Here is a 15,545-nt window from a genome sequence, read left to right as displayed (position 1 = left end):
CCGCGCTTATAAAACCGAATCCAGTAACTTTCTGAGGTCAGAGGCGCTCTGAAGGCCCACCTTCCGCTCCACAGCCCTGCCATCCTTAAAAAGGATCAGCGTGGGAACGTTCATAACGCCGTAGCGGCCGGCGATATCCATGCTCTCCTCCACATCCAGCTTTCCGATCACAGCCTTTCCCTCATATTCCTCCGCCAGTTTCTCCACTGCCGGAGCCATCATTTTACAGGGGCCGCACCAGGTGGCGAAAAAATCCACAAGAACAGGTTTATCCGAACCCAGTACCTCTGTGTCAAAATCAGCGGCTGTAAACATTTTTTCCATATGCATTTCTCCTTTATGATCTTTATTTTTTTGTTTTTTTACCCTTTCCGCAGAGCGCGGCGCTGGCCTCGTCAAAACACTTTTTAAACCGCAGCACTGTGCGGTCCAGCTCCGTCTTATCGCAGGTTGCCCTGGCTAGGCTCCTCCGGATCCTGGTCTTTATGTCCATAAACGCTCCATGGCTGTTTTCTCGTAATATTGTATGCAGGCCGGCGCCTTCTATCCTTTTAAAAAGAGAACTCTTATTTTTTTCTGGACGCCACCAGCTTGCAGATGGGCTTTCCCTCGGAGCAGAACTTTGTCTCGTACTCGGTCATCACATTCCCCTCCGCCATTTCGCTGTTGTGAAGATCGAAGGTGTGGGCGTCCACCGTCCATCCGGCCTCCGGAATGGACTCCAGGGAGTACCGGAACAGGTCCTGGTTGTCGGTTTTAAATTCGATGATGCCGTCTTTTTTAAGGATCTGATCGTAAATAGGAAGGAACCGGTCAGAGGTCAGCCGTCTCTTGGCATGACGGTCCTTGGGCCACGGATCCGAGAAATTCAGATAGATCCGGTCCACCTCTCCGGCATCAAAAACGTCCGCCAGCTCCAGGGCATCGATCCGCATGAAGTAAATGTTGGACAGCTCCAGCTGGGACCGCTTCTGGAGCCCCCTTAACAGCACGCTGGAATACCGTTCAATACCAATGTAATTCACATCCGGATTCTTTTCCGCCAGTTCCATGATGAATTTTCCCTTTCCCATACCCACCTCGATACGGACCGGATTCTGGTTTCCAAAAAATTCATGCCATTTTCCCTTTAAGCCCTGGGGATCCTGGATCACATAGGGGCTTTCTGCGATCTGCTCTTCTGCGCCTTTAATATGGCGTAATCTCATATTTTTATGTCCTCCTGATCTGTTTTCATCTGTTTTTTGTATCTGCTATTTTACCATCCTGTTCCTGTATTTGCAACAGCGGCCATGAACAGAAGCGTGTGCTCTGGAATGGAGGCTTCAAAAGCTGTTATCGTTTTTTGGAATATTTCCACGAATGTTCACAAATTGTTAATGCAAATTTTTCATTTTTCATTTATAATAGGATTATAGAGTGACAATATGGAGGAAATATCTATGGCAAAAGTAGATAATCCCGGTATCTGGGAAAAAATACAAAAAAATGTCCAGGAAACGGAACGCCTCATGGGCCAGAAAAAATACAACCAGTCCATGATCAAGGCCCGGCAGACCCTGGAATATATGGTAAAATTAAAATGCGATCAGGCGGGGATCGTGGAAAGCTCCCTGGATCATATGATCCATGAGCTTTACGACGGCCAGTGGATCAGCAAATCCACAGCCGAGCACTATCTCCAGATCCTTTCCATCGGCAACAAGGCCGCCAGGGAAGGGGATAACAGCGCCTACAACGCCAACCAGGCCTACCACGTCCTGTCCCAGGAGATCTACTCCTTTACGGACGCCGACAAGGCTGCGCCCAGACCGCGCCGCTCCCAGACCCAGAGCCGCCAGGCCGGAAGCAGAAAAAAACAGCCCTCCAGGGGTGGGCTGGGACTGAATCCTGCGGATATGGTAAAGCTTCTTGTGCCTGTGGTGCTGATCGTCGTCCTGGTGCTGGTGATCCGGCTGCTGACGCCGGATAAGGATCCCACCGATGAGACCGTGGCCTCCATCCCCACCACCGCAGCCACCACAGAAGCCACCACCGCCGAGGCTCCCACTGAGGAGACCTCCGCAGAGACCGTCTCCTATAAGACTACGGATACCTTAAACGTCCGGAAGGAGCCGTCCACCGATGCCGACCGGATCGGAAAGCTGGATCCCGGCGCGTCTGTGGAGTACATCCGGGATCACGACGATTTCTGGGCCGTTATCCTCTATAACGACCAGGAAGCCTATGTGGCGAAGCAGTATCTGACCGCCGGGGAATGATCCGAAAAACCGCCGGGCAGCTAAACATAACCAAACAGAGACAGCCGCAGGACCTGGGCCATATGATTCTGCGGCTGTCTTTTCTATACATTTTCTCCATTCTGGGAAGCCATTCTGCCGTTTCTGGACAGACTGCGGAGGCATCTTGCGAAAACCTGTCTTAAGACGGAAAAAGTATTTTCATCTATCTTCGTCCTTCAGCCCTCTCTTAAAATACCCGCACAGATAATCCACAAACTCTCCCACCGCCGGCTTCTCCTGTGCCTGCTTGTACATGGTCACCACCACGTCCCGGCGGCAGACGGGATAGCGGATGGGGATCAGCTTCACCTGTGGGCCTGGCTGTTCGTCCCAGGACCGCTCGGGCCAGAAGCCGATGCCGAGGCCGGCGGCAATCAGGTTCCGAACCGACTCCGGGCTGTTGCTCTCGAAGATCATCTGGGGCCGGACACCGGCCTGATGGAAAAAGTTATCGCAGATCTGCCGCAGCTGCCAGCCGTTTCCCAGCCGGATATACCCCTCCTCCCGAAGCTGCCTGAGGTCCACCGACTCCCGCTCTGCCAGCGGTGAGTTAACAGGCACTGCCAGATAGATCTCCTCCTCCAGGATCTCCTGGCGGACTGCCCCCTCCGGCATCTGGATCTCCCCCATGGCCGTAGGACCGTAGACCGAGGCCCTGGAATCAATGTGGATATCGCAGCCGCCCATGGTCTCCAGCTGGGATACCTGGAACTTCACATCCGGGTGCTCCGCCTTATATGCGATGATACAGTTGGTGATAAACTGTGAGGCGGCAAAAAAATTCAATGAGATCGTCTTTTCTGAGGAACAAACTGATTCCCACAGCTCGTCCTTCAGGCTGTCGATGGATTCCATTAAAGGGATCAGCCGCTTCCTTAAAAGTTTTCCCTGGTCATTAAGATAAACGTGATGATTTCTCCGGTCAAAAAGCTTCACTCCCAGTTCATTTTCCAGCCGCATAATAGACTGGGACAGGGCAGGCTGGGCAATATGAAGCTCATCCGCCGCCCTGGTCAGGTTTTCATACCGGGCCGCCTCTAAAAAATATCGGAACTGGAGCAATTCCATTCTGTTTCCTCCCTGTAAACCGACCATTCTGGTCTGTTTATAACATCAATGTTATTACAATATAAATATTATATATTTGTCATGAATAAAAGACAAGTTGTATTATTCAATGTGGCGGAGGTTCCGATGGGGCTCCGCCAAGGAGGCAGTAATTATGAACACCATCATTGAAAGACTCTCACAGATCGAAGAGCGGTCCGTTGCCGCCGCCGCAGAGGGAACGGAAAAGAAAAAAGAGCTGACCGCGCAGTATGAGGAACGGACCAGACAGTTTGACAGGGAACTGGACCAGGAAACAGAAGAAAGGATCCGGAAGCTCCGGGAACAGGCGGATGCCGCCGCCAACGCCCGCATCCAGTCCCAGGAAAAAGAAGCGGCCCAGTCCATCCAGCAGCTGGAATGCCACTATGACGCCTTCCACAAAGACTATGTGGACCGGCTGTTCCGGGAAATGACCGGGGTGTAGTCTATGGGAAATCTTATGACATACAGCGCCGTTTCGGCCAAGATCCGCGCCATGCAGGGCCGGTTTCTTACAGACACAGATTTTTCCCAGCTGGCCTTTTCGGACAGCGTATCCGCGGCGGTGGAAACGCTGAAAAGCCGACCCTCTTACAGCTGTGCCTTTGAGGCCGCGGGGGACGGAGAACTGGACCGGAGCCGGATCGAGCAGCTTTTATGGCTCTCCCTTTACCGGGACTATTCCAGCCTTTACCGGTTCGCCGCCGTAAGCCAGCGGAAATTCCTGGATCTTTATTTTATGCACTTTGAGGTCGATATTCTGAAAAAATGTCTCCGGGACGCCGCTTCCAGCCGGTCCTCGGACCTGGATCTGAGTATTTTTGAGGATTTTTTCCAGAAGCACTCCCATCTGGATCTGGCCGGACTGGCCGAATGCCGCTCCCTGGACAGCTTTGTGGAGGGTCTCAGGGGCTCCTTCTACTATGAACCGCTCCGCAGGCTCCGGGACCAGGGCGTCACCGCCCTTTTTGATTACGAATCCGCCCTGGATTCCCTGTACTTCATCCATTTATGGAAGGATATGAAAAAACAGCTGGGCCGGAAGGATCTGGAGGCCGTCTCCCAGTGCATCGGGGAAAAGATCGACCTTTTAAATCTGGAGTGGCTCTCCAGAGCCAAGGAATATTACCGGCTTTCCGACCACGCCATTGAGGACTTCCTGATCCCGGTATACTATAAATTAAGGAAGGATCAGATCAGAGCCATGGCCCAGGCTGCCTCCAGGGAAGAATTTCTGGGGATCTTAAGGACCACCCGCTACGGGAACCGGATCTTTGGACAGCCGGATCCATCCTCCGGCCAGGAAAATCCCCGCCTGAAGCGTTTGTTCCGCTCACTGCTGGACGCTGTCTACCAGACCTCTGGGCGGAAGAACCCATACTCAGCAGCAGTCTTAAATACTTATTTTTATTTCAAGGAAGAAGAAATACGGAAGCTCATCACCACCATCGAGGGCATCCGTTACCAGCTGGACGGGAATGAGATCCTGTCCTGTCTGGCCGAAAGCTAAAAAGGGAAGGAAAAGAAAGGAGGAGCGGCTTTATGATCGAACCAATGAAGTTCGTCAGCATTTCCGGCCCCAGAGACGACCTGGACCGTATGGTCAACCAGGTCCTATGCCGGTATGAGATCCATCTGGAAAATGCCCTGACGGAGCTGAAATCCGTATCAAAGCTGATTCCCTGTCCCGGGACCAATCCATACCGGGAGCCATATGAAGCGGCGGAAAAGCTGACGGCCCTGTGTTCTGAGGGAACGAAGGCTGTCTGCACGCCGTCGCCTGCTTCCATGACGGCCGAGGAGGCCATTGCCTTTGTCCAGGAGACAAAAAAAGCCATGGAGGCAGCAGACGCAGAAAAGGAAGCACTGAAACAAAAGCTGAAGGATACTCACGCCTTGTATGAACAGGTGAACCTCTACCGGGAGCTGGACTTCAGTATTCCGGAGCTTTTGAAATTCCGTCACATCAAATACCGGTTCGGAAGAGTCTTAAAGGAGCTCTATCCCCAGCTGGAGGCCTTTGCGGAATCCTCTGAGGATACGATCCTTTATAAATGCCATGAGACCGACCACTATGTGACACTGATCTATTTTGTCCCCGGCCCCGTATCAGAGCGGATCGATGCAGCATTTTCATCCCTGCAGTTTGAAAGGATCATCCTCCCGGACCAGTATACGGGTACTCCCACAGAGGAGATCCGCCGGCTGGAAAAGGAGCTGGAGGACATAAAGTCCCAGATCACCCAACTGGACGCCAGGGAAAAAACGTATCTGGAGGATCAGAAGCCCGCCCTCCTGCAGGCTGTGGAGGTCCTTGGCTCCTATAACGCCAACTTTAACGTGCGCCGCTGCGCGGCCGTCACTGACAAAAAGGAGCATCCCTTCTATATTTTATGCGGCTGGACCACTGAGACCGACGCCAGGACCCTCCAGAAGGAGCTGGAGGAGGATGCCTCCACCTTCTTCGTCATCGAGGACAGCCGGGAGCATGTAACCAACACACCGCCTACCCGGCTGAAGAATCCGGCGCTCCTGCGGCCCTTTGAGATGTTTGTGAAGATGTATGGCCTCCCGGCCTACAATGAATTTGATCCGACACTTCTGATCGCCGTCACCTATTCCCTCTTTTTCGGCTTCATGTTCGGAGACGTGGGACAGGGGCTTTTGCTCCTTATCGGCGGTTTCCTTCTTTACCGTTTTAAGAAGCTGGACCTGGCGGCCATCATTTCCTGCTGTGGATTCTGCTCCACCATCTTCGGCTTCCTCTTTGGAAGCGTCTTCGGCTTCGAAGACGTGATCCCAGCCCTCTGGCTGCGTCCGGCGGAGGCCATGACCGCTCTCCCCTTTGTGGGACGGTTAAACACCGTATTTGTCACCGCCATTGCCCTGGGCATGGGTATGATCCTCCTTACGATGATCGTGAACATGGCCGTAAGCTTCAAATGCCGGGATACGGAAAAAACCTGGTTCGACACCAACGGCCTGGCGGGATTCATATTTTACCTGAGCCTGGCTGCCGTCATCATCCTTTATATGACAGGAAGGCCGCTTCCAGCCACTGCCGTTCTGGCAGTCATGTTCGTGGTCCCGCTCCTTCTGATCTTTTTAAAGGAGCCCCTGGCCGCCCTGGTGGAAAGGCGGGGCCCGGAGCTTTCCGGCGGAGCCATGTTCTTCGTGGAGGGCTTTTTCGAGCTGTTTGAGGTGCTTTTAAGCTACTTTTCCAATACCCTGTCCTTTGTCCGTGTGGGCGCCTTTGCCGTGAGCCACGCTGCCATGATGCAGGTGGTGCTTATGCTCTCCGGAGCGGAGACCGGGCATATCAGCATCCCGGTCATCGTCCTGGGCAACCTGTTCGTCTGCGGCATGGAGGGCCTTGTGGTGGGGATCCAGGTGCTGAGGCTGGAATACTATGAGCTGTTCAGCCGTTTCTACCGAGGTACTGGACGAGAATTTAAACCATTCCTGAAAAAACAAACTTTTTAAAAAGGAGATCTTATCATGACATTTACAGTAAAAGTCCTTTTAACCATTGCTCTGATCTTAAGCATCGCAGTTCCCTTCGGGGCCTTCGCCGCAGGCGAGAGATCCAGAGGACGCTATAAACGGGCCCTGGCAGCCAATGTATTCCTTTTCTTCGGCACCATGGTCTTCGCATCCTGCCTGTTCTTCACAGGAAACGCCTTTGCCGCTGAAACGGCCTCCGCTGCCTCCAACGCCACTGGCATGGGCTATATTGCGGCTGCCCTTTCCACCGGTCTTTCCTGTATCGGCGGCGGCGTTGCCGTGTCGGCCGCAGCCTCCGCTGCCCTGGGAGCCATCAGTGAGGATTCCTCTATCCTTGGTAAATCCCTGATCTTCGTGGGACTGGCTGAGGGCGTGTGCCTTTACGGGCTGATCATCTCCTTTATGATCATCGGCAGCCTGTAAACCGGGGTGAGACTATGAAAATGTATCTCATCAGTGACAACACCGACACCCTTACGGGCATGCGGCTGGCAGGCGTGGAGGGGATCCTGGTCCGCAGCCGGGATCAGGTAAAAAAAGCTCTGGAGGACGCAGTCTCTGATAAGGACAACGGGATCCTCCTGCTGACCGAATCTCTGGGGAAGCAATATCCGGACCTGGTCAGGATCACCCGGACCGGCCATAAGATGCCCCTTCTGATCGAGATCCCGGACCGCCACGGCACTGGCCGGAGACCGGATTTCATCACCGCATACGTCAACGAGGCCATCGGGCTGAAACTTTAGAAAATCGAGGTGACTGTTGTGACCATTGAACATAAATTACAGCATTTTGAAGAGCTCTGCATCCACAGCGCCCAGGAGGCCGGAGAAAAAATGACCGCCGACTATACGGCCTATCTGGAATCGGTCCTTAGGGATCATGAGGAAAATGTCAGAAAACAGGCAGAAGCAAGGATCCAGACGGAAACAGAAACCATACAAAGGGAAGCCAATAAACGGCTGGCCATCAATCAGATCGGTCTGAAACGGACGTACAGCCAGAAACAGGAGGAGCTCCAGGGCCGGATCTTTTCCGAGCTCAGGGATCGGCTGGCCCGCTTCATGGAGACCCCGGCTTATGAAACGCTCTTAAAGGAGCAGATCAGAAAGGCCCGGGATTTTGCCCAGGGCGAGGAGATCCATATCTATATCGATCCTGCGGACCAGGAAAAGCAGAACCTCTTATCCATGGAAACCGGCTGCGACATCCGTGTGAGCCAGTATCCCTTCTCCGGCGGCACCCGGGCTGTGATCGCCTCAAAAAACATCCTTATCGACAATTCTTTTGAAACGAAATTAAAGGAAGCCGGAGAAAACTTCCAGTTTATTTTAGGAGGCGCCAGATCATGACAGCTCAGGGAAACATTTACGGGATCAACGGTCCCATCATCTACTTAAAAGGGGATTCCGGATTCCAGATGAATGAAATGGTCTATGTGGGAACGGGCAGGCTGGTGGGCGAGGTCATCGGACTTACCTCTGAACGGACCACCATTGAGGTATACGAAGAGACCACCGGCTTAAAGCCCGGAGAGCCGGTCGCTGGTACAGGGGCTCCCGTGTCCGCCACCCTGGCTCCGGGGATCCTGACCAGTATTTTTGACGGCATCGAACGGCCCTTAAACGCCATCCAGAAGGAAAGCGGCTGCTACATCGACCGGGGCATCCACGCGGATTCCCTGGATACAAAAAAGAAATGGCACGCCCATATGACAGTAAAAAAAGGCGACCGCCTCTATCCCGGCGCCGTCATCGCCGAGGTGCCGGAGACCCGGGCCATCACCCATAAGGTCATGGTGCCGCCGGACATGGAGGGATTTGTCCTCTCTGTGGCCGAAGATGGGGATTACACCATCGAGGAGCCTTTGGTGACCATCCAGAAAAAAGATGGCTCAGAGGCCATTCTTTCCATGACCCAGAAATGGCCGATCCGCGTCCCCAGACCCGTAAGCCGCCGCTATCCCGCCTCCAGGCCTCTGATCACCGGGCAGCGGATCGTGGATACCCTGTTCCCCCTGGCCAAGGGAGGCACCGCCGCCATCCCGGGGGGCTTCGGCACCGGGAAGACCATGATGCAGCACCAGATCGCCAAGTGGTCCGACGCGGACATCATCATCTATATCGGCTGCGGTGAACGTGGAAATGAAATGACCCAGGTGCTGGAGGAATTTTCCCAGCTGGACGATCCCCGGACCGGAAATCCTTTGATGGAGCGGACCACGCTGATCGCCAATACCTCAAATATGCCTGTGGCTGCCAGAGAAGCCAGCCTGTATTCGGGCCTTACCCTGGCAGAGTATTACCGGGATATGGGCTACCATGTAGCCATCATGGCAGACTCCACTTCCCGTTGGGCCGAAGCTCTGCGGGAGCTTTCCGGCCGTCTGGAGGAAATGCCCGCAGAGGAAGGCTTTCCGGCCTATCTGGCCTCCCGCCTGTCCCAGTTCTATGAGCGGGCCGGCATGGTCCAGAACTTAAACGGTTCCGAGGGTTCCGTTTCCATCATCGGCGCGGTCTCCCCCCAGGGCGGCGACTTCTCCGAGCCTGTGACCCAGAACACCAAGCGGTTCGTGCGCTGTTTCTGGGGCCTGGACAAAAATCTGGCCTATGCCCGCCATTTCCCGGCCATCCAGTGGCTCACCAGCTATTCCGAATATCTGACAGACCTTTCCGGCTGGTATGAAACCAATGTGGACAAAAGCTTCGTAGAGTACCGGAACCGGCTGGTGATGCTCTTAAACCAGGAAAGCAGCCTCATGGAGATCGTAAAGCTCATCGGCTCCGATGTGCTGCCCGATGACCAGAAGCTGGTCTTAGAGATCGCCAGAGTGATCCGGCTGGGCTTTCTGCAGCAGAACGCCTTCCACAAGGACGATACCTGCGTACCCTTAAAAAAGCAGTTTAAAATGATGGAGATCATCCTGTATCTTTATGAAAAATGCCGGGCCCTCATCTCCATGGGCATGCCGGTGTCCGTACTGAAGGAGGAAAAGATCTTTGAACGCGTCATCGCCATCCGGTATGACGTACCCAATGACCGTCCGGACATGTTCGACGGCTATAAAAAGCAGATCGACGATTTCTATAACTCCGTCATGGAACGGAACGCATAAGGAGGCGTAAGAAAATGGCAATCGAATATCTGGGCTTAAGCTCATTAAACGGCCCCCTGGCGGTCCTGGAAGGCGTTTCCGGAGCCGCCTATGATGAGATCGTGGAAATGACCGTAAACGGAAAGGAAAAAAAGCTGGGCCGCATCATCGAGGTCTATGAGGATAAAGCCGTGATCCAGGTCTTTGAGAGCACGGAAAACATGGCGCTCCGCAATACCCACACCCGGCTCACTGGCCATCCCATGGAGATCGGAGTGTCCGTGGATATGCTGGGACGCACCTTCGACGGCATCGGAAATCCCATCGACGGCCTGGGACCGGTCCTTGCCGAAAAACGGCTGGATGTCAACGGAAAGCCCCTGAACCCTGTGGCCAGAGAATACCCAAGAAACTATATCCGCACCGGGATCTCTGCCATCGACGGCCTTACGACCCTGATCCGGGGCCAGAAACTGCCGATCTTCTCCGGCAACGGCCTGCCCCATGACCAGCTGGCCGCCCAGATCGTCATGCAGTCGTCTCTGGGGGACGATACCGATGAAAAATTTGCTGTTGTTTTTGCCGCCATGGGTGTAAAATATGATGTGGCGGAATATTTTGAACGGACCTTCCGGGAAAGCGGCGTCCTGGACCATGTGGCCATGTTCATCAATCTGGCCAACGATCCGGTGGTGGAGCGGCTCATCACTCCCAAGGTGGCTTTGACCGTGGCCGAATACCTGGCCTATGAAAAGGGAATGCACATCCTGGTGATCCTGACGGATATGACCTCCTATGCGGAAGCCATGCGGGAAGTCTCCTCCTCCAAGGGAGAGATCCCGTCCCGAAAGGGCTATCCCGGCTATCTGTACAGCGAGCTGGCGTCCCTTTATGAGCGGGCGGGCATCGTGGCGGGGGTAAACGGCTCCGTGACCCAGATCCCGATCTTAACCATGCCCGGCGATGATATCACCCATCCTATCCCGGATCTTACCGGATATATCACCGAAGGCCAGATCGTTCTGGACCGGACCCTTCACGGCCAGTCCATTTACCCGCCCATCAGCGTCCTGCCGTCCCTGTCCAGACTGATGAAGGACGGCATTGGTGAAGGCTATACCCGGGAAGATCATCAGGACGTGGCCAACCAGCTCTTTTCCTGCTACGCCAGGGTAGGAGACGCCAGAGCCCTGGCCTCTGTTATCGGAGAAGATGAACTCTCCCCGTTGGATAAGAAGTATCTGGAATTCGGAAAGGCCTTTGAGAAGCGGTTCATCGGCCAGGATCCCCACGACAACCGGACGGTCATCGATACCCTGAATATTGGATGGGAGCTTCTGGGCCTGCTTCCAAGAGAAGAGCTGGACCGGATCGACACAAAGATCCTGGATCAATATTATAAACCCGCATAGATGCGCCACAGCCGCCCTGTGCATATAAGGAGGCAACCATATGAATCCCAACACCTTTCCCACCAAAGGAAATCTGATCCTGGCCAAAAACTCCCTGGCCCTGGCTGTCCAGGGCTACGGACTTATGGATAAAAAGAGGAATATTCTCTTAAAGGAGCTGACCGGACTCATCGGCCAGGCCCGCTCCATCCAGTCGGAGATCGATTCCACCTTCACCTCTGCCTACCGCGCGCTCCAGAAGGCCAATATTGAGCTGGGGGTCCGCTTTGTGGAGGAGATCGCCGACTCCATCCCCACAGAGGATTCCATCCGGGTCAAGGCCCGCAGCATCATGGGGACAGAGATCCCTCTGGTGGAATATACGCCCAGAGAAAAGGAAAGGCCTCCCTATTCCTTTTACAGCACCAGCGATTCCCTGGACGAGGCCTGCCTGGCCTTTGAGCGGGTGAAAGAGCTGACCGCCCGGCTGGCCACGGTGGAGACCTCAGCCTACCGGCTGGCAGAAAGCATCAAAAAGACCCAGAAACGTGCCAACGCCTTGAAAAACATCACTATCCCGTCCTATCAGGCCCTGGTCACAGAGATCACCAACGCCCTGGAGGAAAAGGACCGGGAGGAGTTTACCAGACTAAAAGTGATTAAACGGAGTGCAGGAAAATGATTCAGAAAAGAACCACAGAACCCTCGAAAAACAGCGTGCATGCCCCCTGGATCCACGCCGCCGGTATCCTTACGGCCCTATGGCTCATGATCGTATTTCTGATCACTGCTGTGGAGGCAGTGGCCTACTGGACCCCCGGCTATTACAAAATGGAGTATGAGAAATACCAGGTCCTGGACGACCTGCCGGAAATGACCATGGACGACCTTTTATCCGTCACAGATGAGATGATGGCATATCTGCGCGGAAACCGGGAGGACCTCCATGTGTTCACCACCATGGGCGGAGAATACCGGGAGTTTTTCAATGCCCGGGAGACCGCCCACATGGAGGACGTGCGGGGGCTGTTCCTGGGCGGCCTGTGGCTCAGACGGATCGGACTTATGTTTACCCTGGCCTTTGCCGCTCTTTTATATTTCTGGAAACGGGGCCGTAAGGACCGGAGCGCATACCTGGCCCGGGCAGTCCCCGGCTCCCTCTGCGCAGGGACCGGCGTTTTTTTCGCCGCCTGCCTGGCACTGGCCGCCGTCATATCCACAGACTTTTCCCGGTATTTCGTTGTTTTCCACCATATCTTTTTTGACAACGACCTTCGGATCCTGGATCCTGACACAGATATGCTCATCAACATCGTGCCCGAAGCGTTCTTTATGGATACGGCTCTGCGGATCGCCATTGTTTTTGCCATATTCGTGACCATTTTCTTCGGAGCCTGCCTGTTCCTTTGGCTCAAGGGGCGGAAAGCCGCGGAAAAAGGGGGAAATTAATCCTTTACTTGTGTTTTGATTTCTTATATAATGACCCTAAAGTGACAAAATGGGGACTGTTTATTTATGAAATATAAGAAAAAAATACTCTGCTTCTTTCTGTGCATAGCCCTTATGACAGGGCTTTTTCCAGTTTCCGCAGCCTTCGCTGCGGCAGACTGGCCCACAGACGTATCCATCTCCGCCGACGGCGGGATCCTTATGGACGCCGGTTCCGGCGCGATCCTCTATGAAAAAAACTCCCGGGAGGCCTATTATCCCGCCAGTATCACCAAGATCCTGACAGCTCTTGTCATCCTTGAAAACTGCGATCTGGACGAGACTGTAACGTTTTCCAATGAGGCCGTCAACACCCTGGAGCCTGGAGCTTCGATCCTTGGGGCACGGGCCGGAGACCAGCTTTCGGTCCGGGAATGCCTCTACGCCCTTCTTCTCCAGTCAGCCAACGAGGTGGCAAACGCTCTGGCGGAGCACTGCTCCGGCAGCATCGATGCCTTTGCGGAGCTGATGAATGAAAAGGCCCGGTCTCTGGGCTGTACCAGCTCAAATTTTGCCAATCCCAGCGGCCTCAATGATGAAAACCACTATACCAGCGCCTACGACATGGCCCTGATCTCCCAGGCGGCTTTTTCCAATCCCACCTTTGTAGAGATCGATTCCACCACCTATTACGACGTTCCGGCCGGGAAATTAAAGCAGTATCCCGACGGCTGGCGCTACTACGCCCACCACCGGATGCTGAAAAAAAATGATTCCCTCTATTATGACGGGGTCATCGGCGGAAAAACAGGCTACACCTCTCTTGCAGGAAACACCCTGGTGACCTGTGCAGAGCGGGATGGGCTGAAGCTGATCGCTGTGGTCTTAAACGGCCATCAGACTCATTACTCCGATACGAAGGCGCTTTTTGACTTTGGTTTCCGGAATTTCAAGTCCGTGTCCGTTGCAGGCCAGGACAGCGTCTATCAGGACATCGAAAACGACCTGGCCATCGGCGGGATCCATCTGGGCGGCTCCATACGGCTTTCTGTTGGAAAAAACAGCGCCGTTACCCTTCCCTCGGAAGGGGATTTTTCTGATGTGTCTTCTTCCTTAAGCTATACTCTGGAGGAAGCGGCTCCGTCATCTGCCGTGGCGCGGATCGATTATACGTATGGAGACAGAAATGTGGGACATGCCTATCTGGAGGCCGTCAATGTCCCGGCCTATACACCAGATCCATCTCTGCTGGCAGAGCTTGCAGAAAGCACCGGGGCCATAAGCGGAACGGCCGGGGCAGATTCCGGGCTGGAAACTGAAGAGACGGAGCAGGCCGATACCCCGGAGAGCTCCAGGGCGGATGAAGTCGGGCCCAACGTCCAGGAAAAGGACGAAAAGCCGGAAACGGCTGACAGCAAAGCTCCGGAAAAAAAGGACCGCTCTCCCGTGATTTCCATCCTCATTAAGGGGATCTCTGTCCTGGCTGTGATCGCCGTCATCGGGGCGGCCATCTTCGGATTCCTCACCTACCGGGCCCACAAGGAGCGGGCCGAGCGGATCCTCCGCCAGCAGCGCCGTGAAAAACGGCTGAAGAAATGGGGCTACTCCACCAAGGAATTTGACCAGATCATGGAGGAGCATCTCCGCTCTAAAAGCCAGATAAAAAAGCCGGGCCTCCGGGACCGGTGGAAAAAATAATACGCAGATGGGGCGCCTTTTAAGCGCCCCATTGATCATTTCCCATGTTTTTTTGTTTTCAGCCGCTCTGCCCGGCGGACTCTGGCCTCTTCCTTCTTCCGCGCCACAAACTCTGCGCCCTCTTCTCCCACCAGCTTCTGGGTCTTCACCACAAAGATCGAACCATCCTCAGCCTTTTTCATCCGGATCTTCCCCTTCATAAGCCCATGCTCCGGGCACGCGGCCAGACAAAGGTAGAATCTCTGTCCATAGGAAAACCAGCGGATCTTTTTCCTAAGCATCCGCCGGCATTTATAACATACCATGTCCGTGACCCTCTTATCCTTCATGGCCTCTTCCTTTGATGCAAAGCCTCTGGATACAAATTTGGAATAATCCGGAAAATTCAAAACAATTTCCTCCTCCGGACACCGGGGGATCCTGTAATAATCCACAGATACATAATCCCCCACCGCTTTCATGTCCAGACACGCCATGACCTTTCCTGTGTAGACTGCATCGCCCAGAGCCCTGTGAAAGGGTGCGTCCATCCGGATATTCAGAAGCTTCACAGCTTCATCCAATGCCTCCCTTGTCTTTCCGTCAGAAAAAGTAAGGCTGTATAATTTCTGCACGTCGTAAAACAGCAGCGGACTGGCAAAGGGGATCTCCATGCCATGGTATACCATATTCCTCTGCAGCTCTGTCAGATCCATGCTCCCCCAGGTACAGAAGACCGGCGCCTCCCCGCACCACTCCATGAACTCCTCCATGACCTCCTTAAAGGGCCTTCCGTCCCTGTCCAGCTCGTCCATGGAAACATGGGTCACCTCGGAAATGATATAATGCAGCTGCCGGTACACGCAGGGGCGGACCAGCCGGTGGAACTGGGATACCTGCTCCATTTTTTCGTTGAGCTTCACAGCTCCGATCTCAAAAATCTCAAACGGCAGATGATCCAGGGATGTTTCCTTTCCTGCCGCGCTCTGGTTCCATTCCAGATCAAATACAATGTAATTACTCATAATACGCCCAGTATAACACAGATTCTTCCCGTTGTAAATTTGTAACGGCGGCCCG

At 54.0% G+C, this 15,545-nt stretch carries 17 protein-coding genes; 12 read left to right on the top strand and 5 right to left on the bottom strand.

The features are described from left to right. Nucleotides 1-6: 6 nt before the first annotated feature. The 3 genes from trxA to trmB form a co-directional block, all read right to left on the bottom strand. On the bottom strand, nucleotides 7-324 hold the full coding sequence (trxA, locus tag WIH05_RS05685) for a thioredoxin (protein WP_022274271.1): 318 nt from the start codon (nucleotides 322-324) through the stop codon (nucleotides 7-9). Between the two features lie 22 nt (nucleotides 325-346). After that, a complete protein-coding gene (locus WIH05_RS05680) occupies nucleotides 347-493 on the bottom strand; it encodes a hypothetical protein (RefSeq protein ID WP_022274270.1) in 147 nt (48 codons plus the stop codon). A 73-nt stretch (nucleotides 494-566) separates the two neighbouring features. Then, nucleotides 567-1,208, bottom strand: coding sequence for a tRNA (guanosine(46)-N7)-methyltransferase TrmB (trmB, locus tag WIH05_RS05675; protein ID WP_022274269.1), 642 nt, complete (start codon nucleotides 1,206-1,208; stop codon nucleotides 567-569). A gap of 234 nt (nucleotides 1,209-1,442) precedes the next feature. Between trmB and WIH05_RS05670 the strand changes: the two genes are divergently transcribed. Then, the gene (locus WIH05_RS05670; protein WP_022274268.1) at nucleotides 1,443-2,261 is read left to right on the top strand and encodes an SH3 domain-containing protein; all 819 of its coding nucleotides are present in this window, start codon (nucleotides 1,443-1,445) and stop codon (nucleotides 2,259-2,261) included. A 180-nt stretch (nucleotides 2,262-2,441) separates the two neighbouring features. Here WIH05_RS05670 and WIH05_RS05665 read toward each other — a convergent pair whose 3' ends face one another. After that, entirely contained in the window at nucleotides 2,442-3,350 is a 909-nt protein-coding gene (locus tag WIH05_RS05665; RefSeq protein WP_022274267.1) for a LysR family transcriptional regulator, read from the bottom strand. A gap of 154 nt (nucleotides 3,351-3,504) precedes the next feature. Between WIH05_RS05665 and WIH05_RS05660 the strand changes: the two genes are divergently transcribed. From WIH05_RS05660 to WIH05_RS05610, 11 genes are all read left to right on the top strand, one after another. Further along, the gene (locus WIH05_RS05660; protein ID WP_337425090.1) at nucleotides 3,505-3,816 is read left to right on the top strand and encodes a hypothetical protein; all 312 of its coding nucleotides are present in this window, start codon (nucleotides 3,505-3,507) and stop codon (nucleotides 3,814-3,816) included. 3 nt (nucleotides 3,817-3,819) lie between these two features. Further along, on the top strand, nucleotides 3,820-4,881 hold the full coding sequence (locus WIH05_RS05655; protein ID WP_337425089.1) for a V-type ATPase subunit: 1,062 nt from the start codon (nucleotides 3,820-3,822) through the stop codon (nucleotides 4,879-4,881). A 32-nt stretch (nucleotides 4,882-4,913) separates the two neighbouring features. Next, on the top strand, nucleotides 4,914-6,854 hold the full coding sequence (locus WIH05_RS05650) for a V-type ATPase 116kDa subunit family protein (RefSeq protein WP_022274264.1): 1,941 nt from the start codon (nucleotides 4,914-4,916) through the stop codon (nucleotides 6,852-6,854). Between the two features lie 15 nt (nucleotides 6,855-6,869). Further along, a complete protein-coding gene (locus WIH05_RS05645) occupies nucleotides 6,870-7,298 on the top strand; it encodes an ATP synthase subunit C (protein WP_022274263.1) in 429 nt (142 codons plus the stop codon). A 14-nt stretch (nucleotides 7,299-7,312) separates the two neighbouring features. After that, entirely contained in the window at nucleotides 7,313-7,621 is a 309-nt protein-coding gene (locus WIH05_RS05640; protein ID WP_215654447.1) for a V-type ATP synthase subunit F, read from the top strand. A gap of 18 nt (nucleotides 7,622-7,639) precedes the next feature. Beyond that, nucleotides 7,640-8,227 (top strand): ORF6C domain-containing protein, encoded by a 588-nt coding sequence (locus WIH05_RS05635; RefSeq protein ID WP_022274261.1) that lies wholly within the window; start codon nucleotides 7,640-7,642, stop codon nucleotides 8,225-8,227. Next, the gene (locus WIH05_RS05630; RefSeq protein ID WP_215654449.1) at nucleotides 8,224-9,990 is read left to right on the top strand and encodes a V-type ATP synthase subunit A; all 1,767 of its coding nucleotides are present in this window, start codon (nucleotides 8,224-8,226) and stop codon (nucleotides 9,988-9,990) included. Before WIH05_RS05635 ends, WIH05_RS05630 begins: the two co-directional genes overlap by 4 nt. Before the next feature lie 14 nt (nucleotides 9,991-10,004). Next, a complete protein-coding gene (locus tag WIH05_RS05625; RefSeq protein WP_022274259.1) occupies nucleotides 10,005-11,381 on the top strand; it encodes a V-type ATP synthase subunit B in 1,377 nt (458 codons plus the stop codon). 40 nt (nucleotides 11,382-11,421) lie between these two features. After that, nucleotides 11,422-12,042 (top strand): V-type ATP synthase subunit D, encoded by a 621-nt coding sequence (locus WIH05_RS05620; protein ID WP_022274258.1) that lies wholly within the window; start codon nucleotides 11,422-11,424, stop codon nucleotides 12,040-12,042. Beyond that, the gene (locus WIH05_RS05615; RefSeq protein ID WP_337425088.1) at nucleotides 12,039-12,809 is read left to right on the top strand and encodes a TIGR01906 family membrane protein; all 771 of its coding nucleotides are present in this window, start codon (nucleotides 12,039-12,041) and stop codon (nucleotides 12,807-12,809) included. The genes WIH05_RS05620 and WIH05_RS05615 overlap by 4 nt, the downstream gene beginning before the upstream one ends. 66 nt (nucleotides 12,810-12,875) lie before the next feature. Beyond that, complete coding sequence (locus WIH05_RS05610) at nucleotides 12,876-14,486, top strand: D-alanyl-D-alanine carboxypeptidase family protein (protein WP_022274256.1); 1,611 nt, start codon at nucleotides 12,876-12,878, stop codon at nucleotides 14,484-14,486. A 35-nt stretch (nucleotides 14,487-14,521) separates the two neighbouring features. Here the strand turns inward: WIH05_RS05610 and WIH05_RS05605 are convergent, their stop codons facing one another. Beyond that, nucleotides 14,522-15,490, bottom strand: coding sequence for a 3'-5' exonuclease (locus WIH05_RS05605; protein ID WP_022274255.1), 969 nt, complete (start codon nucleotides 15,488-15,490; stop codon nucleotides 14,522-14,524). Nucleotides 15,491-15,545 lie beyond the last annotated feature (55 nt).

This window comes from Alitiscatomonas sp., assembly GCF_037242085.1.
Taxonomy (GTDB): domain Bacteria; phylum Bacillota; class Clostridia; order Lachnospirales; family Lachnospiraceae; genus Alitiscatomonas; species Alitiscatomonas aceti.
This window is presented reverse-complemented; position numbering and strand designations above follow the sequence as displayed.

Excerpts from the sequence above, each read along its gene's own strand:
- WIH05_RS05655 (WP_337425089.1), top strand. The coding sequence starts at position 3,820 with ATGGGAAATCTTATGACATACAGCGCCGTTTCGGCCAAGATCCGCGCC.
- WIH05_RS05625 (WP_022274259.1), top strand. The coding sequence starts at position 10,005 with ATGGCAATCGAATATCTGGGCTTAAGCTCATTAAACGGCCCCCTGGCG.
- WIH05_RS05645 (WP_022274263.1), top strand. The coding sequence starts at position 6,870 with ATGACATTTACAGTAAAAGTCCTTTTAACCATTGCTCTGATCTTAAGC.
- WIH05_RS05610 (WP_022274256.1), top strand. The coding sequence starts at position 12,876 with ATGAAATATAAGAAAAAAATACTCTGCTTCTTTCTGTGCATAGCCCTT.
- WIH05_RS05650 (WP_022274264.1), top strand. The coding sequence starts at position 4,914 with ATGATCGAACCAATGAAGTTCGTCAGCATTTCCGGCCCCAGAGACGAC.
- WIH05_RS05640 (WP_215654447.1), top strand. The coding sequence starts at position 7,313 with ATGAAAATGTATCTCATCAGTGACAACACCGACACCCTTACGGGCATG.
- WIH05_RS05605 (WP_022274255.1), bottom strand. The coding sequence starts at position 15,490 with ATGAGTAATTACATTGTATTTGATCTGGAATGGAACCAGAGCGCGGCA.
- WIH05_RS05665 (WP_022274267.1), bottom strand. The coding sequence starts at position 3,350 with ATGGAATTGCTCCAGTTCCGATATTTTTTAGAGGCGGCCCGGTATGAA.
- WIH05_RS05630 (WP_215654449.1), top strand. The coding sequence starts at position 8,224 with ATGACAGCTCAGGGAAACATTTACGGGATCAACGGTCCCATCATCTAC.
- trmB (WP_022274269.1), bottom strand. The coding sequence starts at position 1,208 with ATGAGATTACGCCATATTAAAGGCGCAGAAGAGCAGATCGCAGAAAGC.
- WIH05_RS05660 (WP_337425090.1), top strand. The coding sequence starts at position 3,505 with ATGAACACCATCATTGAAAGACTCTCACAGATCGAAGAGCGGTCCGTT.
- WIH05_RS05620 (WP_022274258.1), top strand. The coding sequence starts at position 11,422 with ATGAATCCCAACACCTTTCCCACCAAAGGAAATCTGATCCTGGCCAAA.
- trxA (WP_022274271.1), bottom strand. The coding sequence starts at position 324 with ATGGAAAAAATGTTTACAGCCGCTGATTTTGACACAGAGGTACTGGGT.
- WIH05_RS05615 (WP_337425088.1), top strand. The coding sequence starts at position 12,039 with ATGATTCAGAAAAGAACCACAGAACCCTCGAAAAACAGCGTGCATGCC.
- WIH05_RS05680 (WP_022274270.1), bottom strand. The coding sequence starts at position 493 with ATGGACATAAAGACCAGGATCCGGAGGAGCCTAGCCAGGGCAACCTGC.
- WIH05_RS05670 (WP_022274268.1), top strand. The coding sequence starts at position 1,443 with ATGGCAAAAGTAGATAATCCCGGTATCTGGGAAAAAATACAAAAAAAT.